The 24,552-nt window shown below is 63.9% G+C and carries 23 protein-coding genes and 2 tRNA genes; 7 read left to right on the forward strand and 18 right to left on the reverse strand.

What is annotated here, in order from left to right; translation table 11 throughout:
* Nucleotides 1-32: 32 nt before the first annotated feature.
* The 3 genes from uvrB to AC4QBL_RS08475 all read right to left on the reverse strand — a co-directional run bounded on the left by uvrB (nt 33) and on the right by AC4QBL_RS08475 (nt 2,924).
* Entirely contained in the window at nt 33-2,138 is a 2,106-nt protein-coding gene (gene uvrB, locus AC4QBL_RS08465) for an excinuclease ABC subunit UvrB (RefSeq protein ID WP_472907256.1), read from the reverse strand.
* Complete coding sequence (locus AC4QBL_RS08470) at nt 2,107-2,490, reverse strand: DUF6172 family protein (protein ID WP_472907257.1); 384 nt, start codon at nt 2,488-2,490, stop codon at nt 2,107-2,109. Before AC4QBL_RS08470 ends, uvrB begins: the two co-directional genes overlap by 32 nt.
* Nucleotides 2,491-2,582: 92 nt before the next feature.
* Complete coding sequence (locus AC4QBL_RS08475) at nt 2,583-2,924, reverse strand: hypothetical protein (RefSeq protein WP_472907258.1); 342 nt, start codon at nt 2,922-2,924, stop codon at nt 2,583-2,585.
* 31 nt (nt 2,925-2,955) lie between these two features.
* Here AC4QBL_RS08475 and AC4QBL_RS08480 point away from each other — a divergent pair, with 31 nt between their 5' ends.
* Complete coding sequence (locus AC4QBL_RS08480) at nt 2,956-3,555, forward strand: 3'-5' exonuclease (RefSeq protein WP_472901555.1); 600 nt, start codon at nt 2,956-2,958, stop codon at nt 3,553-3,555.
* 8 nt (nt 3,556-3,563) lie between these two features.
* Here AC4QBL_RS08480 and AC4QBL_RS08485 read toward each other — a convergent pair whose 3' ends face one another.
* The gene (locus AC4QBL_RS08485; protein WP_439113367.1) at nt 3,564-3,776 is read right to left on the reverse strand and encodes a DUF3820 family protein; all 213 of its coding nucleotides are present in this window, start codon (nt 3,774-3,776) and stop codon (nt 3,564-3,566) included.
* Nucleotides 3,773-4,612, reverse strand: coding sequence for an alpha/beta fold hydrolase (locus tag AC4QBL_RS08490; RefSeq protein WP_472907259.1), 840 nt, complete (start codon nt 4,610-4,612; stop codon nt 3,773-3,775). Before AC4QBL_RS08490 ends, AC4QBL_RS08485 begins: the two co-directional genes overlap by 4 nt.
* Nucleotides 4,613-4,717: 105 nt before the next feature.
* On the opposite strand from AC4QBL_RS08490, the gene AC4QBL_RS08495 reads away from it, so the two are divergent.
* Together AC4QBL_RS08495 and cho are read left to right on the forward strand one after the other, a co-directional pair.
* A complete protein-coding gene (locus tag AC4QBL_RS08495) occupies nt 4,718-5,314 on the forward strand; it encodes a lysophospholipid acyltransferase family protein (protein WP_472907260.1) in 597 nt (198 codons plus the stop codon).
* A gap of 32 nt (nt 5,315-5,346) precedes the next feature.
* On the forward strand, nt 5,347-6,204 hold the full coding sequence (gene cho / locus AC4QBL_RS08500; protein ID WP_472907261.1) for an excinuclease Cho: 858 nt from the start codon (nt 5,347-5,349) through the stop codon (nt 6,202-6,204).
* 95 nt (nt 6,205-6,299) lie between these two features.
* On the opposite strand, the gene AC4QBL_RS08505 is transcribed toward cho, so the two are convergent.
* The 5 genes from AC4QBL_RS08505 to AC4QBL_RS08525 all read right to left on the reverse strand — a co-directional run bounded on the left by AC4QBL_RS08505 (nt 6,300) and on the right by AC4QBL_RS08525 (nt 10,232).
* Nucleotides 6,300-6,375, reverse strand: a tRNA-His gene (locus AC4QBL_RS08505).
* A gap of 63 nt (nt 6,376-6,438) precedes the next feature.
* Entirely contained in the window at nt 6,439-8,358 is a 1,920-nt protein-coding gene (locus AC4QBL_RS08510; RefSeq protein WP_472907262.1) for a SurA N-terminal domain-containing protein, read from the reverse strand.
* Nucleotides 8,359-8,450: 92 nt separating this feature from the next.
* Nucleotides 8,451-8,526 (reverse strand) — tRNA-Val (locus AC4QBL_RS08515).
* Nucleotides 8,527-8,548: 22 nt separating this feature from the next.
* Nucleotides 8,549-8,821: an HU family DNA-binding protein gene (locus AC4QBL_RS08520; RefSeq protein ID WP_077330314.1), complete on the reverse strand. Its 273-nt coding sequence runs from the start codon at nt 8,819-8,821 to the stop codon at nt 8,549-8,551.
* Between the two features lie 316 nt (nt 8,822-9,137).
* Nucleotides 9,138-10,232 carry a tartrate dehydrogenase gene (locus AC4QBL_RS08525; protein ID WP_472907263.1) on the reverse strand — a complete coding sequence of 365 codons (1,095 nt, stop codon included), beginning with the start codon at nt 10,230-10,232 and terminating at the stop codon, nt 9,138-9,140.
* A gap of 119 nt (nt 10,233-10,351) precedes the next feature.
* Between AC4QBL_RS08525 and AC4QBL_RS08530 the strand changes: the two genes are divergently transcribed.
* Nucleotides 10,352-11,308 carry a LysR family transcriptional regulator gene (locus tag AC4QBL_RS08530; RefSeq protein ID WP_472907264.1) on the forward strand — a complete coding sequence of 319 codons (957 nt, stop codon included), beginning with the start codon at nt 10,352-10,354 and terminating at the stop codon, nt 11,306-11,308.
* Here the strand turns inward: AC4QBL_RS08530 and AC4QBL_RS08535 are convergent.
* Genes AC4QBL_RS08535 through AC4QBL_RS08555 form a run of 5 tightly spaced genes read right to left on the reverse strand, consistent with a single transcriptional unit; the run spans nt 11,274 to nt 15,573 of the window.
* A complete protein-coding gene (locus tag AC4QBL_RS08535) occupies nt 11,274-12,191 on the reverse strand; it encodes a DMT family transporter (RefSeq protein ID WP_472907265.1) in 918 nt (305 codons plus the stop codon). The genes AC4QBL_RS08530 and AC4QBL_RS08535 overlap by 35 nt on opposite strands.
* Before the next feature lie 40 nt (nt 12,192-12,231).
* On the reverse strand, nt 12,232-12,801 hold the full coding sequence (gene pgsA / locus AC4QBL_RS08540) for a CDP-diacylglycerol--glycerol-3-phosphate 3-phosphatidyltransferase (protein ID WP_472907266.1): 570 nt from the start codon (nt 12,799-12,801) through the stop codon (nt 12,232-12,234).
* Nucleotides 12,802-12,846: 45 nt separating this feature from the next.
* Entirely contained in the window at nt 12,847-14,949 is a 2,103-nt protein-coding gene (gene uvrC / locus AC4QBL_RS08545) for an excinuclease ABC subunit UvrC (protein WP_472907267.1), read from the reverse strand.
* 7 nt (nt 14,950-14,956) lie between these two features.
* Nucleotides 14,957-15,352 carry a type II toxin-antitoxin system death-on-curing family toxin gene (locus tag AC4QBL_RS08550; protein WP_472907268.1) on the reverse strand — a complete coding sequence of 132 codons (396 nt, stop codon included), beginning with the start codon at nt 15,350-15,352 and terminating at the stop codon, nt 14,957-14,959.
* Nucleotides 15,349-15,573, reverse strand: a complete 225-nt coding sequence (locus AC4QBL_RS08555) for an AbrB/MazE/SpoVT family DNA-binding domain-containing protein (protein WP_291067047.1) — start codon at nt 15,571-15,573, stop codon at nt 15,349-15,351. Before AC4QBL_RS08555 ends, AC4QBL_RS08550 begins: the two co-directional genes overlap by 4 nt.
* Nucleotides 15,574-15,630: 57 nt before the next feature.
* On the opposite strand from AC4QBL_RS08555, the gene earP reads away from it, so the two are divergent.
* The 3 genes from earP to AC4QBL_RS08570 all read left to right on the forward strand — a co-directional run bounded on the left by earP (nt 15,631) and on the right by AC4QBL_RS08570 (nt 18,478).
* Nucleotides 15,631-16,779: an elongation factor P maturation arginine rhamnosyltransferase EarP gene (earP, locus tag AC4QBL_RS08560; protein WP_472907269.1), complete on the forward strand. Its 1,149-nt coding sequence runs from the start codon at nt 15,631-15,633 to the stop codon at nt 16,777-16,779.
* Nucleotides 16,780-16,928: 149 nt separating this feature from the next.
* Nucleotides 16,929-17,483, forward strand: coding sequence for an elongation factor P (efp, locus tag AC4QBL_RS08565; protein WP_304830694.1), 555 nt, complete (start codon nt 16,929-16,931; stop codon nt 17,481-17,483).
* 110 nt (nt 17,484-17,593) lie between these two features.
* On the forward strand, nt 17,594-18,478 hold the full coding sequence (locus AC4QBL_RS08570; protein WP_472907270.1) for an LOG family protein: 885 nt from the start codon (nt 17,594-17,596) through the stop codon (nt 18,476-18,478).
* 29 nt (nt 18,479-18,507) lie between these two features.
* Here the strand turns inward: AC4QBL_RS08570 and AC4QBL_RS08575 are convergent, their stop codons facing one another.
* From AC4QBL_RS08575 to AC4QBL_RS08585, 3 genes are all read right to left on the reverse strand, one after another.
* Nucleotides 18,508-19,914 carry an efflux transporter outer membrane subunit gene (locus AC4QBL_RS08575; protein ID WP_472907271.1) on the reverse strand — a complete coding sequence of 469 codons (1,407 nt, stop codon included), beginning with the start codon at nt 19,912-19,914 and terminating at the stop codon, nt 18,508-18,510.
* Nucleotides 19,904-23,062 (reverse strand): efflux RND transporter permease subunit, encoded by a 3,159-nt coding sequence (locus tag AC4QBL_RS08580; protein ID WP_472907272.1) that lies wholly within the window; start codon nt 23,060-23,062, stop codon nt 19,904-19,906. Before AC4QBL_RS08580 ends, AC4QBL_RS08575 begins: the two co-directional genes overlap by 11 nt.
* 92 nt (nt 23,063-23,154) lie before the next feature.
* Nucleotides 23,155-24,408 carry an efflux RND transporter periplasmic adaptor subunit gene (locus AC4QBL_RS08585; RefSeq protein WP_472907273.1) on the reverse strand — a complete coding sequence of 418 codons (1,254 nt, stop codon included), beginning with the start codon at nt 24,406-24,408 and terminating at the stop codon, nt 23,155-23,157.
* Nucleotides 24,409-24,552 lie beyond the last annotated feature (144 nt).

Here is a 24,552-nt window from a genome sequence, read left to right on the forward strand (position 1 = left end):
AGACTTTTTGGGCGGGCTTGGGCAAAAGCCTCTCAAGCCACGTTGTCCATGCCTGCGGCGCCAAACAACTGCGTCTTCAGCCGGCTCAACTGGTCGCGCACGGTGGCAGCTTTTTCAAATTCGAGGTTGCGCGCATGCTCCAGCATGAGCTTTTCCAGCCGCTTGATTTCCCGCGCCACGTCTTTCTCGCTCATGTCTTCTATGCTGGCCCGGTGGGCGCTCTCGGCGGCCAGGCGGTCCGCTTCTTTGCCCGCCTTTTCGCTGTACACACCGTCAATCAGGTCTTTGATGCGCTTGTTGAGCGCCTTGGGTGTGATGCCCATGGCCAGGTTGTGCGCGATCTGTTTGGCACGGCGCCGGTTGGTTTCGTCCATCGCCTTGCGCATCGACTCGGTCACGCGGTCGGCGTAGAGAATCGCGCGCCCGTTGAGGTTGCGCGCGGCGCGGCCAATGGTCTGGATCAGGCTGCGCTCAGAGCGCAGAAAGCCTTCCTTGTCAGCGTCCAAAATGGCCACCAGCGACACCTCGGGAATGTCAATACCCTCACGCAGCAGGTTGATGCCCACCAACACGTCAAACGCGCCCAGGCGCAGGTCGCGCAAGATTTCCACCCGTTCCACCGTGTCCACATCGCTGTGCACATAGCGCACCTTGACGCCGTTTTCGGTCAGGTAGTCGGTCAGCTGCTCGGCCATGCGCTTGGTCAGCGTGGTGATGAGCACCCGCTCGTTTTTCTCCACCCGGATGCGGATTTCCTGCAACACATCGTCCACCTGGTGGGTGGCGGGTCGCACTTCCAGTTCGGGGTCTACCAGCCCGGTGGGGCGCACCAGCTGCTCCACCACCTGGCCGGCGTGGGTTTTTTCGTAGTCGGCCGGCGTGGCCGACACAAACACCACCTGGCGCATGCGCTGCTCGAACTCGTCAAATTTGAGCGGACGGTTGTCCAGCGCGCTGGGCAGACGAAAGCCGTATTCGACCAGCGTGGTCTTGCGGGCGCGGTCGCCGTTGTACATGCCGCCAAACTGGCCGATCAGCACATGGCTCTCGTCCAAGAACATCATGGCGTCTTTGGGCAGGTAGTCGGTGAGCGTGCTTGGGGGCTCGCCGGGCGCGCTGCCCGAGAGGTGGCGCGAGTAATTTTCAATGCCTTTGCAGTGGCCCACCTCGGCCAGCATTTCCAGGTCAAACCGGGTTCGCTGCTCCAGCCGCTGGGCTTCCACCAGCTTGCCCATGCCCACCAGCTCTTTCACCCGGTCGCGCAGCTCTTCCTTGATGGCCTCCACCGCGCTGAGCACCTGCTCGCGCGGCGTCACATAGTGGCTGCTCGGGTACACCGTGAAACGCGGGATTTTCTGCCGCACTTTGCCGGTGAGCGGATCGAATAACTGAAGGGTTTCGATCTCATCGTCAAAAAGCTCGATGCGGATCGCCATCTCAGAGTGTTCGGCCGGGAACACATCGATGGTGTCGCCACGCACGCGGAACTTGCCGCGCGAAAAATCGGCCTCGTTGCGGGCGTATTGCATGCGCACCAGTTGGGCGATCAGGTCGCGCTGGCCCATCTTGTCACCCACCCGCAGCAGCATCACCATCTGGTGGTAACTCTCGGGCTTGCCGATGCCGTAGATGGCCGACACCGTGGCCACCACGACCACGTCGCGCCGCTCCAGGATGCTCTTGGTGCAACTCAGCCGCATCTGCTCGATGTGCTCGTTGATCGCGCTGTCCTTTTCAATGAACAGGTCGCGCTGCGGCACGTAGGCCTCGGGCTGGTAGTAGTCGTAGTAACTGACGAAGTACTCCACCGCGTTTTTGGGAAAGAACTCGCGGAACTCGCTGTAGAGCTGCGCGGCCAGCGTCTTGTTGGGCGCAAACACAATGGCCGGGCGCCCCAGGCGGGCGATCACGTTGGCCATGGTGAAGGTCTTGCCCGAGCCGGTCACGCCCAGCAGGGTTTGAAACACCTCGCCGTCGTTCACGCCTTCCACCAGCTGGCGAATGGCCTCGGGCTGGTCGCCCGCGGGTGGGTACGGCGAAAACAGCTCAAAGGGCGAGCCAGGGAACCGCTGGAACTCACCCTCCAGCGGCGTTTCGGTCACAACCTCAAGCAGCGGCGTGGTCGGCGTCAGGGGCATGGGTGTCGGGTTCGTCGGCAGCGGGTGCCGGTTGTTGAGCCACATCGTTGGCAGGGCCCTGGCCGGCAGCGCGGCGCTCCCACACGGCGGGCTTGGCCAGCAATTCCACGTAGCACTGTTCGCCACCGGCCTGGGCGAGAGCATCCAGCGCGGCGGTGAGCGTGGCCGGCGCAAGGGTGGCCGCGGTGTCTTTGTCCGGGCCGAACTTGCAGTCAAAGTCCCAGAAATCGGCGCCTTCGGGCAAGTCGCGGCGACGCTCGCGCTTGATGTATTTGCGAATCTCGTGCTTGACGGCTTCGAGCACGCGGTCCGGGTGTTTGCCCTCGGCGCGCAAGGGGAATGTTTTTCTCATGGAAAGGTCCTTCAAAGGGAATGAGCGCCCTGGGAGGACGAAATCAACCTTCGATTATCGGTGAATCAAGGCCTTGCCAACATGCCGCCTACTCAGTCTGGCAGCACGATCTCGTAACTGCCTTCGTCCAGGCTGCGGTAAGGGCCCCAAACCGCCGCCAACGCGGCAGCCTCGGCCAGTTGCCAGTGCTCAAACAGCATGCGCTCGTCCACCGTGAGCGCCTCCACGTCGGGGGTTTCGCCGTACAAGGCTGCAATGCGCTGGTAGGCCGCATACACAGGCGCCACCAGGGCCGCGTCGCCCAGCGTGGTTTCCAGCGCTTGGCGAAACAGCCGCTCGGCCGCCTGGCGCTGCTGGGGCGAGGTGTCATCCGACACGAAGAGTTTGAGGGTGTAGGTCATGGAGCCCAAGGTGGCCCGGCGGGCGCGTTGCACAATGGGTTCATTATCGATGCCGCCCCAACCCATGAACACCACCCGCCCCACGCCCAGCAAAGACGAGATTGCCCTGTTGCCCGAATTTGGCCGCCTGGGCCTGGACCGCATCACACTGGTAGACACGGCTCGGCAGGCCGCAGAGGCCGCTGCTGCGCTGCGCGACCACCCGATCTGGGGTTTTGACACCGAGTCCAAACCGACTTTTTTGAAGGAACAGGTGTCTGATGGGCCGCACATCGTGCAGCTGTCCACGCTGCACCACGCCTGGGTGTTTCAGCTGACAGACCCCGGCTGCCGCGAGCAAGTGGCCAAACTGCTGGCGCACCCCGGCCACACCAAGGCGGGGTTTGGGCTGGGCGATGACACCAAGCGCATTGTGGCCAAGCTGGCCGTGGCACCCGCAGCGGTGCTGGAACTCAACCATGTGTTCCGCGAACGCGGCTATCGCAAAGACATGGGGGTCAAAGGCGCGGTGGCGGTGCTGTTCAACCAGCGCTTCATCAAGTCCAAAAAAGCCGCCACGTCCAACTGGGCCAACCCGCAACTGAGCGAAGGCCAGTTGATTTACGCCGCCAACGACGCCTACGCGGCCGCTCGGGTGTTCCAAGCGCTGGGTCTGCCGGGCTGAACAGAGCTTCAGCGCCGCCGCAGTGGCGTGAGCAGATCGCTCAAGCCGTTGTGGTCAATCTCGTGCATCAGTTGCAGCAGACGGCCCACCTCGCTTTTGGGAAAACCCTCGCGGGCAAACCAGTTCAGGTAGTTGCCGGGCAGGTCGGCAATGGGCGTGCCCTTGTGTTTTCCAAACGGCATTTCCACCGTCAGCAGCCGTTCTAGGTCTTCGGGTTTCATGGCGCGCCCTGCGCCTTGTGGGCCGTGGCCTGGTCCAGCCAGTTGCGCACACTGGCGTTGAACAGCGCGGGCTTCTGGCGCATCAGCCAGTGGCCTGCGTCAAAACCCTGCACACCACAGCCGGGCGTGGTGCCCAGGGCCGCCAGCCAGCGTGGTGAATGGAACATGAACGGCTTGCGTTTGCCAAAGAAAAACAGCGTGGGCAATTTCGGCCCCAGCACCTGCCCGACCCGCGCCACACCGCGCAAGCCGCCAAAAGAGCCAAACCACTGCATCGCATAAGGGTAGTTCATCTGCCAGCCCATGTGCTCGGGCGCTGTGCGGCAGCCGATGGTGCGCGCCATGAAGCGCGTCATGCGGTTGGCCAGGCCCGGCATCACATGGCCGAGTTTCCAAGCCAGCGCCAGCCACAGCTGGTAGCCCGCAATCATGAGTTTTTCTTTCCATTTGAGCGACTTCAAATAAGCGCCCGAATTGGTGTCGCCAATGTCCACCCCCACCACCCGCGCCACCCGGCTGGTGTGGCGCGAGGCGTATTCATAGCCAAAGAAACAGCCCCAGTCGTGCAGCAGCAGCGTCACCGGCTCGTTGGGGCTCACCGCATCCACCACAGCGCCCACCAGCGCACACATTTCGTCCTTCGACACCGGGCGCGGCGGCTGGCTCAGGTCGAACCCAGGCAGGGCAAAGCGCACGCAGCGGTAGCCGTCACGCAAACTGGCTACGGTGTCGTCCCACAGCGCCGGCGTGTCGGGCCAGCCGTGCAGCATCACCACCGTGGGGCCGGTGCCCTCAATGGTCACGTCCAGGCCTTGTATGGTGCGGCGGTCTTGCATGGTGGGGACTCCAGGTGTGCGGGGGTGCCGGCGATGGTAGCGCGCATGGGCACGGCGACGAGGTATTGGCAGTCACCTCGGGCGCTTCAGCGATACTCGCAAGCCATGCGCCGCACCATCTTCACCACACCAGTTGTCAACACATTGCTGCGCGGCTTCTCGGTCGCGTTTCTCAGGCTCACCGGGTGGAAAGTCGAGGGTGCCCTGCCCCCCGAGGCTGCCAAAAGCGTGTTCATTGCCGCACCGCACACCAGCAACTGGGACCTGCCCTACACGCTCATGGTGGCCTTTGCACTGCGCCTCAACCCGTATTGGATGGGCAAGCACAGCATTTTCAAGGCGCCCTTTGGCGGCATCATGCAATGGCTGGGCGGCATCCCGGTCAACCGGGAGCAGTCCAACAACCTGGTGGCTGCCTCGGCCGACGCCCTCCGCGCAGCGGACGGACCGGTGCAACTCATCGTGCCACCGGAGGGCACGCGCAGCAAAACCCGCTACTGGAAAACGGGCTTCTATTACATCGCCCTGGGCGCACAGGTGCCCATCGTGATGGCCTACATGGACTACAGCACCAAGCGCAGCGGCTTGGGCCCACTCTTCCAACCCACCGGCAACATGGAAGCCGACATGGCCGCCATCAAAGCCTTTTATGCGCCCTTCAAGGGCAAAAACGCTACCCAGTTCGAAGCCGGCTCAAACTGAGCCACTGACCTGCGCAGCAGCCTGTCCGCTTTATGCACCTGCCCGCCCGCCGCCGCCCCGAATTCGAACAAGCGCGAACCTACGAATACCCCGACCACCTGCGGGCAGCCATCAGCGACCTGCCCGCCGCCCCGGGTGTGTACGTATTTCACGGCCAAGAAAACGACCTGCCGCTTTACATCGGCAAGAGCGTCAACCTGCGCCAGCGCGTCCTGTCCCACTTGCGCAACCCCGACGAAGACCGTCTGCTGCGCCAGACACAGCGCATCAGCCACACACGCACGGCCGGCGAAATTGGCGCGCTGCTGCTGGAAGCGAGCCTCATCAAACAGCAGCAACCGCTGTTGAACCAGAAGCTACGACGAAACCGCCAGCTGTGCTCATTGCGCATCGTAGAAGGCAAGCCGGAGGTGGTTTACTCAAAAGATCTGAATTTCGCGACCGAGACCCAACTCTACGGCCTGTACGCCAGCCGCCACGCTGCACTGGAAGGCCTGCGAGCGTTGGCCGATCAGCACCAGCTGTGCTACGGCGCCCTCGGTCTGGAAAAGCTGGCGGCTGGCCGCGCCTGCTTCCGCGCCATGCTGCATCAGTGCGCGGGCGTCTGCCGAGGCGACGAAAGCCCCGAAGCACACCGTGCCCGTTTGTTCACCAGCCTGGACGGCCTGCGCGTGGCCTGCTGGCCTTACCCCGGCGCTATTGGCCTGGTGGAGCGCCATGAGGCAATGGTCCAGATCCACGTCATCCGAAACTGGTGCTACCTGGGCAGCGTGCCCGACGCAGGACAAGCCGCAGCCCTGGACCGTGTGGCCACCGCTTTTGATGCCGACGGCTACAAGATCCTGTGCAAACCCCTGCTGGGTGGAACAGCCGAGATCCTGCGGCTGTAAGCGGCAGCGCATGGCGGGGTGGAGTGCGGTTGCTCTGCAAAACGCTCAGAAACGAAAAAGCCCGGCATGAAACCGGGCTTTTTACTTGAATGATTTGGGGTGGCTGATGGGGCTCGAACCCACGACAACAGGAATCACAATCCTGGACTCTACCAACTGAGCTACAGCCACCGCAAGCCTTGAATTATAGCGTGAAGAAAACCGGATTTTGGGCTCTCCTCGCAGATTCCTTGCTCAACGGGCTGGCGCTTCTGCCGGTTTGGGTGCTGGCACCTTGATTTGCACCTTGAACCGCTCTTTCAACGTGTCGTAGTAAGCCAGGCTTTCAGCAGAAGACCACCACTGGCTGTATTGCTCCGTTTCTTGCACCAAGGCTTGTGCATCACGCGGTTGGCGCGGCAGCACTTTGTCCACCTTGACAACGGCATAGCCTTGCTCACCCAAGCCGACGCCAACCCAGGCGGGCAGCTGCTTGGGGTCGGCACTAAGGGCGGCGTTCAACACGGGGCCAGCAAGGCCTTGGGCGTTGTCGCGAGACACCACCAGGGCAGCGGACAGCCCTGCAGCGTCCGTACCGGTTTTCCAGGCTTCCAGCTGTTTTGCACCGGTTTCGCGGGCCAGTTCGGCTGAGCGCTGGGCCAGCAGGCGCTGGCGCACGCCTTCGCTCACTTCGGCCAGCGGCCGTGTGCGAGCGGGTGTGTAGTTAACCATGCGGGCCGAAACCAGCTGACCGGACGCCGTCTCGATGGCTTCGGTGTTGCGTTTTTTCTCGATCGAGTCGGCTGCAAACACGGCGTTGATCAAACGTTCGTTGGTCCACGGACCAGCGCCGCCTTGAGGCTGGCGGGTCAGACCCTTAACGGTTTGCAGGTCGAGCTTGAAACGCTCAGCCGCAGCGGTCAGGTTGTCGCCTTGCTCGTAAACGAAGTTGCTGAATGCTTCGGCGCTGTCGGCAAAGAGCTTCTGGGCCTGCTGCTTTTTCAAATCGGCTTCAATTTCAGCGCGCATGCTTTCAAAGCTGCGCTGCGGTGGCGCTTTGATGTCGGTCAGCTGGATGATGTGGAACCCGAACTCGGTTTCCACCAGGTCTGAAATGGCGCCTTTTTGTAGCGCAAAGGCAGCATCTTCAAAGGCCTTGACCATCGAACCGCGGGCAAAGAAATCCAGATCGCCACCGTTGACGGCAGAGCCTGGGTCTTGCGAGTTGGCCTTGGCCACGTCGGCGAAGGTTTGGGGTGCGGCCTTCACCTGTGCCAGCAGGGCTGCGGCTTTCTCACGCACGGCGGCTTTGTCCGCTGCAGAGGCGCCAGGCGCCAAGGTCAACAGAATGTGGCTGGCACGGCGCTCTTCGTTGCCCGACAACCGCGAGGCGTTTTGGTCGTAGTAGGCACGCACCTCCGCCTCGGCGAGCGTGACGTTCTTTTGCAGCGTGGCGGTGTCCAGCACGAGGTATTCCACATCGGCCTGCTCTTGTGACTGGAACAAGGCGGGGTTGGCGTTGTAGAAGGTCTCAATGTCGGCATCGGACAATTCGACACGTGCGGCAAAGTCGCTGGGGGCAAACCGCGCCACCTGGACCTCGCGCTGTTCGAAAAAGGCGTCTAGCGCCACTTTGGCCAGGCCCTGGGGGGCAAAGCCCGAGCCCTGAATGCCCTGGGCGACCTGGCGCTGGGAGAGGTCGGCACGCACCTGGGCTTCGAACATCTCGGGCGTCATGCCTTGGCGGCCCACCAGCTGCCGGTAGGCTTCAACATCGAGCGTACCGTCGGGACGGCGCAGGGATGCGATGACTTCGTTGTCCTGAAGGTCGCGGGCCAGGCGCTGGTCGCTGGTGTACAGGTTGAGCTTTTGCGCGGCCACAGCCAGAACGCGCTGGCGCACCAATCGCTCCAGCGTCGCGTAGCGCGCTTCCTCGCTGTCCAGCAGTTTGGCGTCCAGCGTGGGCATGGCTTCGCGCAGCCGCTGCGACTCGGCCTGGTGGGCCTGGTCCCACTCCAGCTGGGTGATTTCTTCACCATCCACCGTGGCCACCACGGCACCGCGTTGATCCGATTCGTTGAAGCCCTGGACACCGAACAAGATGAACGAAGGAATGATCAGAATCAACAAAAAGCCCATGAGGTACTTTTTGTGGGTGCGGATGGTATCGAACATGCCTTGAAACCCTGAAACAACAAACAGACGGCAGCCTTGGTGCGCTGAACCGCAAAAAAAAAGGCGAACCCGGGTTCGCCTTTTCGATGGTGTGGTGGGTGCTGACGGGGTCGAACCGCCGACCTACTCCGTGTAAAGGAGCCGCTCTGCCAACTGAGCTAAGCACCCCACCGAAAACGGGGGACGCGCTTCAGTTCAGCGCGTCCTTCAATGCCTTGCCCGGACGAAACTTCGGGACTTTGGCGGCCTTGATTTTAATCTCTTCGCCGGTGCGGGGATTGCGACCCTTGCGAGCGGGACGTTTTGTGACAGCAAAAGAACCAAAACCCACCAGAGAAACGGTACCGCCTTTTTTCAGCGTGGTACGGATTGCGGTGATGGTGGAGTCCAGTGCACGCGTGGCAGCCGCCTTGGATATATCGGCATGCTTGGCGATGTGCTCGACGAGTTCTGTTTTATTCACAAAAAGCCCCTCTTGAAATGAATGAAAAATCCGTGTGAACGGCTGGCTGGCGAAGAGCGGCGCGGTGGCCGAAGGCTCAAACCAGGTCGTTTCTGCCGCGTTGCTGCAGCACACCGACTGCAACAAACGTCTAGCGATTAGACCCATGGGCCAAGAGCCCTGTCAATATGCCTTGGGCAATGGAAACGGCTGTCAGCGCGGAAGGCGAGATTCTAGACGTATTTGAACCTCGGACCTGTCGCGCAGCGTGAAATATGCCGCGAAACCTGAGCAAGACCGGCGCCTGCGTGTGCGCCCAAGAGCGCACGCATCACGGTCAAGCCAGCAAGGCTTCGGCGATGGCGCGGCCAACGTCGGCGGTGCTGGCGGTGCCACCCAGGTCAGGCGTGCGTGGCCCACCCGAGGCGGGCTGCAAGACCGACTCAATCGCCTGCATCACCGCATCGTGCGCGCTGCGGTAGCCGAGGTAATCAAGCATCATGGCACCACACCAGATCTGGCCAATGGGGTTGGCAATGCCCTTGCCAGCAATGTCGGGCGCCGAGCCGTGCACCGGCTCAAACAGCGACGGGTACTTTCGCGTCGGGTTCAGGTTGGCGCTGGGCGCAATGCCAATGGTGCCAGTGCAGGCGGGGCCCAGGTCCGACAAGATGTCGCCAAACAGGTTGCTGCCCACCACCACGTCAAAGAAATCGGGGCGCTGCACAAAGTGGGCGGTCAGGATGTCGATGTGGAACTTGTCGACCGTTACGTCCGGGTACTGCTTCGCCATTTCGGCCACGCGCTCGTCCCAGTAGGGCATGGTGATGGCGATGCCGTTGCTCTTGGTCGCGCTGGTCAGGTGTTTTTTGGGCCGCGAGCGGGCCACTTCAAACGCGTAGCGCAGCACGCGGTCCACCCCAATGCGCGACATCACCGTTTCCTGCACCACGATCTCGCGTTCGGTGCCGGGGTACATGCGCCCGCCGATGCTGGAGTACTCGCCCTCGGTGTTTTCGCGCACGATCACCATGTCGATCTCGCCGGCCTGGCGAGGGCTGCCGTCGCGGCGCACCACCGGCGCGGTCACGCCGGGCATGAGCTTGGCGGGGCGGATGTTGACGTATTGGTCAAACTCGCGGCGAAACAGCAGCAGGGAGCCCCAAAGCGAAATGTGGTCGGGCACCTTGTCGGGCCAGCCCACGGCGCCGAAGTAAATGGCGTCGTGCCCGCCGATCTGGGCCTTCCAGTCGTCCGGCAGCATCTTGCCGTGCTTCTCGTAGTAGTCGCAGCTCGAAAAATCAAAATGATCGAACTGCAGTGCGATGTTGAATTTGGACGCGGCGGCCTCCAGCACACGAAGGCCCTCGGGCATGACTTCGGTGCCGATGCCGTCTCCTGCGATGACTGCGATGCGGTGGGGGGTGCTCATGGGGATGTCCTGTCAATCAAACGGGGAAGCCTGCACAAACCGGTGCGAAGCGGTGAACACGAGCTTAAGCCGCACTGAGGCAATAATCTGGCAATTGATTCATTCCAAAAAGAGAACAATTGGACCGCCCTGACCTCGAACTGGTGATCGCCGTGCGCCAGCATGGCAGCCTGGCCGCTGCGGCCAAGGTGTTGCAAGTGGCGCCCTCGGCCGTGACCAAACGCCTCGCCGCGCTGGAAACGCAACTCGGCCTGCGCCTGTTCCAGCGCACCACGCGCCGGGTGAGCCCGACCGCCGAAGGGGAAACGCTGTGTGAGCGCGCAGCCGATTTGCTGCGCGGCTTCGAAGCGGTGGAAGCCGAGTTGCGTGAACGACAGACCGAACCGGCCGGCCCGATTCGGCTCGCCGCCACGTTTGGCTTTGGCCGCTTGTGGTTGGGCCCTGCCCTGGCCAATTTTCAGGCCAGGTACCCGGCGGTGGACCTGCAGCTGCAACTGACCGAGCAATTGCCCGATCTCGCGGTGGAGGGTTTTGACGGTGCCATCTGGCTGTGGAACGCGCCGGGTGACCGGGCAGCCGAGTGGGTGTCGCGTCGGCTCGCCTTCAACCAGCGGGTGCTGGTGGCTGCGCCCCGCTACCTGAACGCCCACGGCACACCCCGATCGCTGCAAGACCTGAGCCGCCACGCTTGCTTGCTGGTGCGCGAAAACGGTGGTGCGCCGGGGCAGCGGTTTGACCACTGGCGGCTACAGCGCGAGGGCGAAACCGTGGTGCAGCACACGCTGGTGCGCGGGCCGCTGTCCAGCAATTCGGGTGAAATGGTGCGCGACTGGTGCCTGGCAGGCCACGGCATCATGCTGCGCAGCCTGTGGGACATTGCGCCCCAGCTGCAAAGCGGTGCGCTGGTCCGGGTGTTGCCCGCCTACGCCATGCCCGACGCCGACATCCACTGGCTCGCGCCTTACCGGGCGCAGGTGCCGCGGCGCATCCGGCTGCTGGTGGACTTTTTGGCAGACAACTTCAGCCGTGAGCCCTGGAAGCTCAAGCCGGCTTGGCCGGCCGCACCACCAGGCTGACGCCGAAGGCTGTGAGAGCGATGCCCGCCACCGTGACGGCGGTGATGGGTTCGTCAAACAGGCCCCAGGCGATCAACGCTGTGCAGGGCGGCACCAGATACATAAGGCTGGTGACCGAGGCTGCCGCACCGCGCTGGATCAGCGTGTAGAGCAACGAGCTGCCACCCACCGTGAGCCCCAGCACAGACCAGGCCATGGCGCCGGTGAGTTGCCAGTTCAACCCCGCAGAGGCATCCATCCAGCGCATGGCCTCCAGCTCCAGCAGCGCCAGCGGCAAGGTGACCAGCAGCGCGGCCAGCAGCTGCACGGCATTGGCGGTGCGCACGTCGCAGGTGGTCACAAAGCGCTTTTGGTACAGCGTGCCCACGGTGATGGCAAACAAAGCCATCACCGCGAAGGACAGATTGAGCCAGCTGGCCTGGTCACCCGGGCCACCTGCGCCAAACTTGCGGGAAACCACCAGCACAAGGCCCGCAAAGCCCAGCAACAGCCCCAGCCACTGCCGCCGCGACACCTTGGATCCGGTACCCGAGAGCCAGATGGCGGTGAGCACCGGCTGGATGCCAACAATGAGCGCCGACAGCCCAGAACCCATGCCCGCCTTGACTGCCGCCCAGACGCCACCCAGATAACCCGCGTGCATCAGCACACCGGTCACGGCCAGGTGCATCCACTGTGTGCGGTTCACGGGCCACTTCACGCCTGAAAACCAGATCCAGGGCAGGAAACACAGGATGGACAGCGCGTAGCGCACGGCCAGAAATTTCATGGGCGGTGCGTGCGGCATGCCGTAGCGGGCGACGATGAAACCGGTGCTCCAGATCAGCACGAACACCCAGGGCATGGCGCGCAGCCAGGCGTTGTCTTTGGCGGGAACGGTCATGTTTGGAGCGGTGAAGCGCAGCCGAGCCGGGTGCAGCGCATCAGCGCGACCGGGCGCGGATCTCGGGCAAGGCTTTTTGCAGGTAGTACACCATGGACCAGACGGTCAGCACGGCCGAAATCCAGATCAGCCAGGTGCCCCAGACATGGGTGTCGATGAAGCCCAGCAGATGGCCGTCAAACAGCAAAAAGGGAATCGCCGTCATCTGCACCGCGGTCTTGAGCTTGCCCACCATGTGCACAGCCACACTTTTGGTGGCGCCGATGATGGCCATCCATTCGCGCAGCGACGAAATGGCGATCTCGCGGCCGATGATGATAAGCGCCACAAACACGTCGGCGCGGTCCAGGTGCACCAGCACCAGCAGGCTGGCGCACACCAGAAACTTGTCGGCCACCGGGTCCAGAAACGCGCCAAAGGCAGAGGTCTGGTTGAGCTTGCGGGCCAGGTAACCGTCGGCCCAGTCGGTGGAGGCAAACACCACAAACAGCACCGTGGCGATCAGGTTTTGCTGCGCCGTGCTCACCCCTTCCAGGTAAAACACCCCGACGATGAGTGGAATGGCGACAATGCGCGCCCAGGTCAGCAGGGTGGGAAGGTTGAAAAACATGGCGTGATTATGGGGGAGCTTTGAATGCGCAAGCCTTGCAGCCGCTCAGTGCAGCGCCCGGTAAATCGTGTCGGCCAATTCACTGGAAATGCCTTCGACCGTGCACAGGTCTTCCACGCTGGCCGAGGCCACCCCGCGCACACCGCCAAAACGCTGCAACAGGCGGGCGCGTTTCCTGGGGCCCACACCGGGTATGTCTTCAAGCTTGCTGCCGCCGGTGCGCACCTTGGCGCGCTGGGCGCGCATGCCGGTGATGGCAAAACGGTGTGCTTCGTCGCGAATCTGCGCCACCAGCATGAGCGCGGCAGAGTCAAAGCCCAGATACACCTTGTCGCGGCCGTCGGCAAACACCAGTTCTTCGAGGCCCACCTTGCGGCCCTCGCCTTTTTCCACGCCGACGATGAGCGACAGGTCCAGGCCGAGCTGCTGGAACACCTCGCGCGCCATGCTCACCTGGCCTTTGCCGCCATCAATCAACACGAGGTCGGGCATGCGCGGGCCGGTGGGCAGGCCAGTCTGGGCATCGGGTGGCATTGCGGTTTCGTCGGCTTCGGCCACACCTTCGGCCAGCGCCGGGGCCTGGGCCGCGCCGCCTGCTGCGGCAGCTTCTTCGCGCAACGCCTCGGACATCTTGCCGTAGCGACGCAACAGCACCTGGCGCATGGCGGCGTAGTCGTCGCCACCGGTGATGCCTTCGATCTTGTAGCGCCGGTACTGGCTGTTCTGCATCTTGTGGTCTTCAAACACCACGCACGACGCCTGGGTGGACTCGCCGGCCGTGTGCGAGATGTCAAAACACTCGACGCGCAGTGCGCCCAGATCGTCGTCGGGCAAGCCCAGGGCCTCGGCCAGCGCACGGGTGCGGGCCTGCTGCGAACCCTCCTCGGCCAGCAAGCGCGCCAAAGCAATGTCGGCGTTGGTTTGTGCCATGTCGAGCCAGATGCGGCGGTGCTCACGCGGGTGGTGCACCGCGTTGATCTTGGCGCCGGTCTGTTCGGTCAGCGCGTCCAGCAGCGGCTTGCCCACCGGGTGGCTGGTCACCAGAATGTGCGGCATGGCCGTGCCCAGGTAATGCTGGGCAATGAAGGCTTCGAGCACCTGCACCGCCACGCGTTCGGCTGGGTCGGTTGCCGCGTCACTGGCCGGTGTGTCTTCGGACATCAGCCGCTCGATCTGGGTGGCGTCTTCCACATGGGCCGGGAAATACGGCCGGTCGCCCAGGTGGCGGCCGCCACGGATCATGGCCAGGTTCACACAGGCGCGCCCGCCCAGCACCTTGACCGCGAGCACATCCACGTCTTTGTCCGACACGTTGTCCACCGCCTGCTGGTGCAGCACTCGCGACAAAGCCGCCATCTGGTTGCGAATCTCGGCAGCCTGCTCAAATTCCAGCTTCTCGGCGTGCGCCATCATGCGCTGCTCCAGCGCGTCCAGCACGGCCTGGGTTTCGCCGCGCAAAAAGCGCTCGGCATCGGTCACGTCGCGGCCATAGGCTTCCATGTCGATCAGGTCCACACAAGGGCCGGTGCAGCGCTTGATCTGGTACAGCAAACACGGCCGCGTGCGGTTGGCAAACACGGTGTCTTCGCAGGTGCGCAAGCGAAACACCTTTTGCAACAGCGTGATGGACTCCTTCACCGCCCAGGCGCTGGGGTATGGGCCGTAATAGCTGTGGCGCTTGTCCACCACGCCGCGGTAATAGGCCATGCGCGGGAACGCCAGCGAGGGCACGGGCAAACGGCCTGCCGTGCGGAAGGTTTCGCGCGTGCCGGTGATCTTCAAATAAGGGTAGCTTTTGTCGTCACGAAACAAGATGTTGAACTTGGGGTTCAACGTCTTGATGAGGTTGTTTTCCAGCAGCAGCGCCTCGGCCTCGGAACGCACCACCGTGGTTTCCATGCGCACGATCTTGCCCACCATGTGGCCAATGCGCGTGCCGTCGTGGTTTTTCTGAAAGTAGCTGCTGACGCGCTTCTTCAGGTTGCGCGCCTTGCCCACATAGAGCAACTGGCCCTGCGCGTCGAAATAGCGGTACACGCCGGGCAAGCCGGGCAAGGCCGCCACTTCGGACAGCAGGGCGGCGCTGTGGGGCGATGGGGCGTGGCCCGGGGCCGCGTCGGGCGCGGCGGGCGTGTGGTCTTCGGTCATGCGGGGTTCAGGTTGGGCGCGGCTGCAGGCGTTCGCGCAGCCATTGGGCAAAGGCGTCTTCAGACATGTCGCCAGCGGCCAGGGCGAGCGTGGTCAACACGCAATCGGCGTCATCCGCCACGAGCTGGTGTCCGTTGAGCCAGAGAAACAACTCAACCGCCACGAACGCGGTGCGTTTGTTGCCATCCACAAACGGGTGGTTGCGGGCCAAACCGTAGCCATAAGACGCCGCCAGGGCCGCCACATCGGGCTCGCCATACAATGCCAGGTTGTGCGGTCGGCTCAGCGCTGAATCGAACAGGCCTTCGTCCCGGACGCCAGGGGCGCCACCGTGCTCGGCGAGCTGCTCCTCATGCACAGCCAGCATCGCCAGGCGATCCAGCCAGATCCAGTGCTCGGTCATTTGGCCAGCTCGCGCAATACTTGCCGACGCTCCTTCATGATTTTTCGCGCGGCATCCATCTGGGTTTCAAAATCGGCGTTGTACGGCGACAGGTTGACCCCGTGAGCCGCTTCGGTCACAAACACCGTGTCGCCCTTTTCCAGCTTGAGCCGCGCCAGCAGTTCCTTGGGCAAGATCAGGCCGACCGAGTTGCCGATCTGGGTGAGTTTGAGTGTGGTCATGGCGAAACCTCTGCGTTGTAACGGTTGTTATATTAACGGTTCCAGCACCACCGCACCATGCCCCTAACTATCAACTTGCCCACCAACGTTGTCACAGGCCAGCGCCCCAACAATACGCTGAACTGGGACGTGTTTTGCCACGTCGTGGACAACCTTGGTGACATCGGCGTGTGCTGGCGCTTGTGCGCCGACCTGGCCGCACGCGGGCAAACCGTGCGGCTGTGGATCGACGCGCCCGACGCCCTGCGCTGGATGGCCCCCGGCGCAATGCAGGGTCGCGTCCAGGGCGTGCGGGTACTGCACTGGACAGACCCACTGGCGCCGGAACTGCTGCCCGCTTTGCCGCTGGCAGACGTCTGGGTAGAAACCTTCGGCTGCCGCCCGCCACCCGAAGCCCAGGCGCACCGGGCTGCCGCCATGGCTGCCGGTGGCTGCGCGCCGGTGTGGATCAACCTCGAATACCTGAGTGCCGAGGCCTATGTGGAGCGCTCGCACCGCCTGCCGTCCATGGTCTCCAGCGGGCCGCTGCGTGGCGTGAGCCAGTGGTTTTTCTACCCCGGTTTCACGGCGGCCACCGGTGGCTTGCTGCGCGAGGCCGACCTGGCCACGCGGCAAACTGCTTTCAGCGCCCCTCAGTGGCTGGCGGCCCAGGGCCTGGCGCCTGGCAAGCAACGCCGCGCCAGCCTGTTTTGCTACGAACCCGCGGCCCTGCCCGTGCTGCTGCAACAAGCCGGCCAAGACACCGCCAGCGACTGGCTGGTGACCACCGGGCGCGCTACCGAAGCCGTGAGCGCCGCGCTGGCAACCGGCCTGGACACGGGGCACGCCGCCCTGCACCACTTGCCACGCCTGACCCAGCGCGACTTTGACCACCTGCTCTGGGCCTGCGATCTGAATTTCGTGCGCGGCGAAGACTCGCTGGTGCGCGCCCTGTGGGCTGGCCAGCCCTTTGTGTGGCACATCTACCCGCAACACGACGACGCCCACCACGCCAAGATGGAAGCGTTTTTGGACTGGCTGCAAGCACCCGATTCGCTGCGCGCCTTGCACCGCATCTGGAACGGCATGACCCCAGCGCACAGCGTGTGGCCGGGCTGGGACGTGGTGGACAGCTGGCGCCCCTGCGTGCTGGCTGCGCGCGCTCGGCTGCTGGCTCAGCCCGACCTCACCAGCCAGTTGCTCGAATTCGTGGCCGAAAAGCGATAAAATTCAAGGCTTTGCAGAAAACTGGAGCGCCAGACCCCGGCGCCCGCTTTCTGACTGCCATCTGCTTAGCCGCACAGATCGCCCCTATCAGCACAGTTCCCGGGTTTGAGCCCATACAAGGAACACGCGGCCCAACTGTTGGAAACCTTATGAAAATCGCTCAAGAACTCCGCGCCGGCAACGTCATCATGCACGGCAAGGACCCGATGATCGTTCTGAAAACCGAATACGCCCGCGGCGGCCGCGGTGCAGCCACCGTGCGCCTGAAGCTCAAGGCCTTGCTGAACAACATGGCCACCGAAGTGGTGTGCCGCGCCGACGACAAGATGGACCAGATCATTCTGGACAAGAAGGAGTGCACCTACTCTTACTTCGCCGACCCGATGTATGTGTGCATGGACGCCGACTACAACCAGTACGAAGTCGAAGCCGAAAACATGGGCGATGCGCTGAACTACCTGGAAGACGGCATGACCGTTGAAGTGGTTTTCTACGACGGCAAGGCCATCTCGGTCGAACTGCCCACCAGCGTCGAGCGCGTGGTCACCTGGACCGAACCCGCTGTCAAAGGCGACACGTCCGGCAAGGTGCTCAAGCCCGCCAAGATCGCTACCGGTTTTGAAGTGGCTGTGCCGCTGTTTGTGGCACAAGACGACAAAATCGAGATCGACACCCGCACCGGTGAATACCGCAAGCGCGTCTGATCCCATTGCGGTTTTCTACGATCCGTTAAAAAGGCTCCCTTGGGAGCCTTTTTGCATTTTTTCAACACCCATTCACCCGGCTTTGCTGCGTGAACCCACAAGGACCTCGCATGGAAAATACCCAAAACCTGACCGAACGCCGCCTGGCCGATGCCTGGGCCGAACTGCAAGCGCAGGCCAACAACGGCACGACTCTGCAAGCCGACGCCTACCGCCTGGCCTTTGCCGACCCCGAATTTTTGCTGCGCCGCGAAACACGCGGCCTGCGCTTTCAGCTGGAAATGCTTAAGCCCGACCTGGCGCAGCAAGAGCTGGGCATTGAAAACACGATCGTGGTGTTTGGCAGCGCCCGCTTTCGGGAAACCAGCGAAGCACAAGCCTTGCTGGACCAGGCTGAGGCTTCGGGCGATGCCCAGGCCATTGACCGCGCCAAGAAGTTGCTGCGCAATGCGCCTTACTACGACCAAGCCCGTGAATTCGCGCGTACCGTTGCGCGCTACAGCGCCCGCTGTGAAAAGGCGGGTGTGCCCGAAGACCGTCTGTTCATCTGCACCGGCGGCGGCCCGGGCATCATGGAAGCGGCCAACCGCGGGGCGCACGACGAGGGCGCGCTCAACGTGGGCCTGAACATCGCCCTGCCCCACGAGCAATCGGCCAACCCGTACATCTCACCCGAGCTGAGCTTCAAGTTTCACTACTTCGCGCTGCGCAAAATGCATTTCATGATGCGCGCCAAAGCGCTGGTGGCCTTCCCTGGCGGCTTTGGCACGCTGGACGAGCTGTTTGAGGTGATCACCCTGGTCCAGTGCAAAAAAGCCAAGCCAGTGCCCATCGTGCTGTTTGGCACCGACTACTGGAAGCGCCTGCTCAACCTCGATCTGCTGGTCGAGGAAGGCACGATTTCTGAAGAAGACCTGAAGCTGTTCGTGTTTCTGGACGACCCGCAATTGGCCTGGGAACACATCATGAAGTTCTACGATCTGCCCCAGGTCTGAAACCGCGACCCACCCCACCCAGCAGCCAGTCAGTCGCTCCAGCCGCCGCCCAGTGCCTTGTACAGCGCCACCTGGTTTTGCTGTTGGGCCAGGCGGGTCTGGGTCAGGCCTTGCTGGGTGACAAACAAAGACCGCTGGGCATCCAGCACGTCGAGAAAACTCGACACACCATTGCGGTAACGCAGCTCGGCCAGCCGGAAACGCTCGGCTTCGGCAGTGGCCTGGGCTTGCTGGGCGCGCAACTGCTCGCCCAGCGTGGCGCGGCCCGCCAGTGCGTCGGCCACTTCACGAAAGGCGCTCTGAATGGCTTTTTCGTACTGCGCCACGGCCACCGCACGGGCAGCATTGGCGCCGTCCAGACCCGCCTGGTTGCGCCCCGCATCAAAAATGGGCAGTAGCGCCTGCGGCGACAGCGTAAAACCCCAAGAGCCGTCTTTGAACAGGCCCGACAGATCGCTGCTGGCGGTGCCCACGCTGGCCGTGAGGGCGATGCGCGGGAAAAACGCAGCGCGCGCCGCGCCAATGCTGGCGTTGGCCGCCATCAGTTGCTGCTCGGCCTGGCGAATGTCGGCCCGGCGGGTGAGCAGGTCTGAAGGGAGGCCGGCGGGCACGTCGCGAAACAGCGGCCGGGTGGTCACTTCGCTGGCAGCGGGCGCAACCAGCGCCGTGGGCAGCGCTTGCCCCACCAGCAGCGTGAGGGCATTGAGGTCGAGCGCACGCTGGCGCGATTGCTGGGCCAGCGCGGCCTGCGCAGCGGCGGTCAGCGACTCGGCCTGGCGCAGGTCCAGCGCCGACGTGGCGCCGTTGTCAAACCGCAGCTGGGTGAGCCGCAACGAGTCGCTGCGCGTGGCCAGCGTGCGCTGTGTCAGCACCAGCAACTCGTCGTTGGCCTGCAGGCTGAGCCAGGTGCTGGCCACAGCGGCTACCAGGCTGGTTTGGGCCGCGTCGCGGGCGGCTTCGCTGGCTAGAAACTGCGCCAGCGCCGCTTCTTTCAGGCTGGCGATGCGCCCAAAAAAGTCAATCTCCCAGCTGCTCATGGCCAGGCCCACGCTGTAGCTGCTGCTGATGCCACCACCGCTGGCTGGCTGGCGGTTACCACCGGCGGCCAGGTTGAGGTTGGGCACCTGGTCGGCCTGGCGTATCTGGTACTGGGCGCGCACCTGGTCGATGTTCAGCGTGGCCACGCGCAGGTCGCGGTTGTTTTGCAAGGCCATCGCGATCAGCTCGCGCAGGCGCGGGTCGGTCACGAAGTCGGCCCACGAGAGCGGGGTGGCAGCCGCAGCCCCGGGGGCTGCGCCGGGCCAGTCGGTGGCGACCGGCGCAGCCGGTCGCTCGTAGACCGGCATCAGTGAGCAACCGGCCAGCACAGCGGCCGCAGCCAGCGCTGTCAGCAGGCTCGCCGGGCGGGTGCGACTCGGGGTTTTGTTATCGGTCATCGGTATGCACTCCCATGTGGGCCGCCTGTTCCGCGTGTATGCGGCGCTGCCGTTCACTGTCTTTGAAGATCGTTCGCACCACCACGAAGAAGATGGGCACAAACACCACCGCCAGCACCGTGCCGGTCAGCATGCCGCCGATCACCCCGGTGCCGATGGCACGCTGGCTGGCCGAACCAGCACCACTGGCCAGGGCCAGCGGCAGCACGCCCAGCGTGAACGCCATCGAGGTCATGACGATGGGGCGAAAACGCAGGTGGGCCGCAGCCAGCGCCGCTTCCACCACGCTCTTGCCCTGGGCTTGCAGGTCTTTGGCGAACTCGATGATCAGGATCGCGTTTTTCGCCGAGAGCCCGATGATCGTGATCAGCCCGACCTGGAAATACACGTCGTTCGAATACCCGCGCAGCAGCGTGGCCAGCAGCACACCCAGCACGCCCAGCGGCACCACCAGAATGACCGAGAGCGGTATCGTCCAGCTCTCGTAGAGCGCCGCGAGGCACAGGAACACCGCCAGGATGGCGAACGCGTACAGGATGATGGCCTGCGAACCCGCCAGCTTTTCTTCGCGCGACTGACCGGTCCACTCGTAGCCAAAGCCCTGGGGCAACTGGGCCGCCAGCTTTTCCATTTCGGCAATGGCCGCGCCGGTGCTGAAACCGGGGGCGGCGCTGCCGCTGATGCGCATGGACGGGTAGCCGTTGTAGCGCACGGTTTGCATGGGGCCGGTCACCCAGCGGGTGGTGGCAAAGGCCGACAGGGGAACGGCCTGTGCGCGGTTGTTCAGCACCGTCAGGCGCAGCAGGTCGTCGGGCTGCATGCGAGCGGGCGCGTCGGCCTGCACCACCACGCGCTGCAGGCGTCCAGCGTTGGGAAAGTCGTTCACATAGCTCGATCCCAGCGAGGTGCCAATGGCGCTGCTGATGGCGTCAAAGCCCACCCCCAGCGCGTTGGCCTTGTCGCGGTCAATGTCCAGCTTCAGCTGCGGCGCGTCTTCCAGCCCTTCCGGGCGCACCTGGGCCAGCACCTTGCTTTGCGAGGCCATACCCAGCAGCTGGCCGCGCGCGGCCACCAAGGCGTCACGGCCCAAACCGGCGCGGTCTTGCAGTCGGAAGCTGAAACCCGACGACGACCCCAGTTCGGGAATGGGCGGTGGACTGAGCGGGAAGATGAACGCGTCGCGGATACCGGCCAGGCCGCCAAAGGCGCGGCCCGCCAGGGCTTCGGCTGAACTGCCCGGGCCGGTGCGTTCGGACCAGTCTTTCAGCGTGACGAACGCCAGCGCGGCGTTTTGGCCTTGGCCCGAGAAGCTGAAGCCCAGCACGCTGACCATGCTCTGCACTTCGGGCTGCTTGAGCATGAAGCCTTCCACCTGCTGCATCACGTCGAGCGTGCGCTCGCGCGTGGCGCCGGGTGGCAACTGCACGTTCACCAGCATCGTGCCCTGGTCTTCACCGGGCAAAAAGGACGTGGGCAGGCGCATGTAGACCACCACAGCGGCGGCCACGATGGCCAGGTAAATGACCAGGGTGCGGCCAGCGCGCGGCAGCAGCTTGGCCACGCCACCCTCGTAGCCTTTGGCGGTGCGCGCAAAGAAGCGGTTGAACCAGCCAAAGAAACCCTTTTTCTCGTGGTGGTGGCCGGCTTGCACCGGCTTGAGCAAGGTGGCGCACAAGGCCGGCGTGAGCGACAGCGCCATGAAGGCCGAAAACGCAATCGACACGCCCATGACGGTGGCGAACTGGCGGTAGATGTTGCCCACCGAGCCGCTGAAAAACGCCAGTGGCACAAACACCGAAATCAGCACCACCGTCACGCCAATGATGGCGCCCGAGATCTGACCCATGGCCTTGCGCGTGGCCTCCAGTGGCGGCAAACCTTCTTCGCTCATGATGCGCTCGACGTTTTCCACCACCACAATGGCGTCGTCCACCACAATGCCGATCACCAGCACCATGCCGAACATGGTCAGCACGTTGATGGAAAAACCCAGCGCGAGCAGCACCGCGAACGTGCCCAACAGCGCCACCGGCACCACGATGGTGGGAATGATGGTGTAACGGAAGTTCTGCAAAAACAGGAACATCACCAGGAACACCAGCAGCACGGCTTCGGCCAGGGTGATGACCACCTTCTCGATGGAAATCTTGACGAAGCGCGAACTGTCGTAAGGAATGGCCCAGCTCATGCCTTGGGGAAAGAAGCGTTCCAGCTCGGTCATCTTGGCGCGCACCGCGTCGGCCGTGGCCAGCGCGTTGCCGCTGGGCGACAGCTGCACCCCGATACCCGTGGATGGCTGGCCGTTGAGCCGTGCCGAGGTGGCGTAGGCCTGTGCGCCCAGCTCGATGCGGGCCACGTCTTTCAGCCGCACCTGGGAACCGTCGGCATTGGCACGCAGCACCACGTTGCCAAACTGCTCCACCGTGCCCAGCTGGCCGTTGACCACCACGGTGGCCGCAATGCCCTGCCCCGCCACATTGGGCAGCGCCCCGATTTCACCGGCCGACACCTGCGCGTTTTGCGCGCGAATGGCCGCGGTCACGTCGGCCGCACTCAGGTTGAAACCGAGCAGCTTGTTGGGGTCGATCCAGACGCGCATGGCGCGCTCGGTGCCAAACAGCTGGGCCTGGCCCACGCCGGGCAGGCGCTGCAGCTCGGGCACCACGCTGCGAGAAGCGTAGTCGCCCAGGGCCACGGGGTCCCAGGCCGGGTCGTCGCTGGACAAAATGGCGAACAGCAAGAAGTTGCTGTTCGCCTTGTCCACCCGCACGCCCTGCTGCGTCACCGCCGAAGGCAGGCGCGGTGTGGCGCGCGAGAGCCGGTTTTGCACGTCCACCTGCGCCAGTTCGGCATTGGTGCCGGGCTCAAAACTCAGCGTGATCGCGCCAGTGCCATTGGCCTGGGCCACGGCTTCCATGTAGATCAGGCCGGGCGAGCCGTTCATTTCCTGTTCGATCACGCTCAGCACGCTGTCTTCCAGCGTCTTGGCCGATGCGCCGGGATAGGACGCATTGATCACAATCGCCGGGGGTGCCACCGGCGGGTACTGCGCAATGGGCAGCTGGGTGATGGACACGGCGCCCAGCACCATGATGAACAGCGCAATGACCCATGCAAAGATGGGTCGTTCAATAAAGAATTTGGCCATGTCAGTTTCCGCCGAACCGCCGCAAGGCCGCTGAAGCCCCCATGGGGGGCAGTGAACAAAGTGAACGTGGGGGCGCGATCATTGGGCACTCCTCACTTGGCTGGGGTGGCTGGCGCTGCCACGGCACTGCCGGGCGCGACCCACGGCACAGCCTTCACCGGCGCATCGCCGCGCAGCTTCTGGAAACCATCCACCATCACCTGCTCACCGGCTTGCAAACCGTCCAGCACGACCCACTGGCCGCCCTGCTGGCCGCCCACCTTGACCGGGCGCGGGCTCACCTTGCCATCGGCGCCCACCACCATCACCGAGTCGCCCTGGGCGGACCGCGTGACCGCTTGCTGCGGCAGGGTGAGTGCGTTGCCGGCCGTGGCCTGCTCCAGGCGCACGCGCACATACAAACCGGGCAACAGCATGCCGGTGGGGTTGGGCACCTCGGCGCGCAGCGTCACCTGGCCGGTGGTGGCGTCCACGGTCAGGTCGGAAAACAGCAGGCGGCCCGCGCGTGCGTATTCGCTGCCGTCGTCCAGCACCACCTTGACACTGGCTGCACCGGCGCCAGCGCCTTTGAGCTGACCGCTTTCCAGTGCGCGCTTGAGCTTCATGGCCTCGGCCGCCGACTGGGTGAAGTTCACGTACATCGGGTCCACCTGCTGGATCACCGCGAGCTGGGTGGCTTCGCCCTGCCCCACCAGTGCGCCCTCGGTCACCAGCGCCCGGCCAATGCGGCCTGAAATGGGCGCGGTCACGTTGGCGTAGTTCACGTTGATGCTGGCCGTCTGCACGGCGGCTTTGGCCACCGCCACATCGGCTTCAGCCGCTTTTTGGGCCGCCACCGCGTTGGCATATTCCTGCTGGCTGATGGCGTTTTCGGCCACCAGGGGCTTGTAGCGCTCGGCCAGCGCCGTGGCCTGGGCCAGGTTGGCCTGGGCCCGGGCCTGGCTGGCCTGGGCGCTTTGCAGCGTGGCCTGGTAGGGCGCGGCGTCAATGCGAAACAGCGACTGACCGGCCTTCACATCGCTGCCTTCGCGGAACAGGCGCTGCTGCAAAATGCCGGCCGCCCGTGCCCGCACCTGCGCCACACGCGAGGCCTCCAGTCGGCCGGGCAACTCGGTCACCAGGCCCACGTCGCCCGGTGCCACGGTGACCACCCCCACTTCGGCCGGCGGCATGCCGCCACCGGGGGCTCCCGGGCCTGCGGGCGGCGTGCTTTTGCCGCATGCGGCCAGCAGCGTTAGAGCCACCACCGCAACCGCAGAAAGACGCCACAGAGAATGTGCGCCTGCGCGCACGGTTGAAACGGAAGGTGCGTCGGCGGCCAACGCAATGGGGCTCAAGGCGGACATGGGATTCCTTGGACGGACAAAAATGGGGGGTGCACGCTGTGGGCAACGAGGGGAAACCATGTTTCACAAAACGCGAAGCTGCGCAGTATACATACATCCTTGAATGTATGTATAGTTCATGCTGTTGACCCGATGCCCACACAG

It is taken from the genome of Hydrogenophaga sp. L99 (assembly GCF_058731905.1).

Bases quoted from the DNA above. Each gene is read 5' to 3' on its own strand.
- uvrB (WP_472907256.1), bottom strand. From the start codon at position 2,138: ATGCCCCTGACGCCGACCACGCCGCTGCTTGAGGTTGTGACCGAAACG.
- AC4QBL_RS08470 (WP_472907257.1), bottom strand. From the start codon at position 2,490: ATGAGAAAAACATTCCCCTTGCGCGCCGAGGGCAAACACCCGGACCGC.
- AC4QBL_RS08480 (WP_472901555.1), top strand. From the start codon at position 2,956: ATGAACACCACCCGCCCCACGCCCAGCAAAGACGAGATTGCCCTGTTG.
- AC4QBL_RS08485 (WP_439113367.1), bottom strand. From the start codon at position 3,776: ATGAAACCCGAAGACCTAGAACGGCTGCTGACGGTGGAAATGCCGTTT.
- AC4QBL_RS08490 (WP_472907259.1), bottom strand. From the start codon at position 4,612: ATGCAAGACCGCCGCACCATACAAGGCCTGGACGTGACCATTGAGGGC.
- AC4QBL_RS08495 (WP_472907260.1), top strand. From the start codon at position 4,718: ATGCGCCGCACCATCTTCACCACACCAGTTGTCAACACATTGCTGCGC.
- cho (WP_472907261.1), top strand. From the start codon at position 5,347: ATGCACCTGCCCGCCCGCCGCCGCCCCGAATTCGAACAAGCGCGAACC.
- AC4QBL_RS08510 (WP_472907262.1), bottom strand. From the start codon at position 8,358: ATGTTCGATACCATCCGCACCCACAAAAAGTACCTCATGGGCTTTTTG.
- AC4QBL_RS08525 (WP_472907263.1), bottom strand. From the start codon at position 10,232: ATGAGCACCCCCCACCGCATCGCAGTCATCGCAGGAGACGGCATCGGC.
- AC4QBL_RS08535 (WP_472907265.1), bottom strand. From the start codon at position 12,191: ATGACCGTTCCCGCCAAAGACAACGCCTGGCTGCGCGCCATGCCCTGG.
- pgsA (WP_472907266.1), bottom strand. From the start codon at position 12,801: ATGTTTTTCAACCTTCCCACCCTGCTGACCTGGGCGCGCATTGTCGCC.
- uvrC (WP_472907267.1), bottom strand. From the start codon at position 14,949: ATGACCGAAGACCACACGCCCGCCGCGCCCGACGCGGCCCCGGGCCAC.
- AC4QBL_RS08550 (WP_472907268.1), bottom strand. From the start codon at position 15,352: ATGACCGAGCACTGGATCTGGCTGGATCGCCTGGCGATGCTGGCTGTG.
- AC4QBL_RS08555 (WP_291067047.1), bottom strand. From the start codon at position 15,573: ATGACCACACTCAAACTCACCCAGATCGGCAACTCGGTCGGCCTGATC.
- earP (WP_472907269.1), top strand. From the start codon at position 15,631: ATGCCCCTAACTATCAACTTGCCCACCAACGTTGTCACAGGCCAGCGC.
- efp (WP_304830694.1), top strand. From the start codon at position 16,929: ATGAAAATCGCTCAAGAACTCCGCGCCGGCAACGTCATCATGCACGGC.
- AC4QBL_RS08570 (WP_472907270.1), top strand. From the start codon at position 17,594: ATGGAAAATACCCAAAACCTGACCGAACGCCGCCTGGCCGATGCCTGG.
- AC4QBL_RS08575 (WP_472907271.1), bottom strand. From the start codon at position 19,914: ATGACCGATAACAAAACCCCGAGTCGCACCCGCCCGGCGAGCCTGCTG.
- AC4QBL_RS08580 (WP_472907272.1), bottom strand. From the start codon at position 23,062: ATGGCCAAATTCTTTATTGAACGACCCATCTTTGCATGGGTCATTGCG.
- AC4QBL_RS08585 (WP_472907273.1), bottom strand. From the start codon at position 24,408: ATGTCCGCCTTGAGCCCCATTGCGTTGGCCGCCGACGCACCTTCCGTT.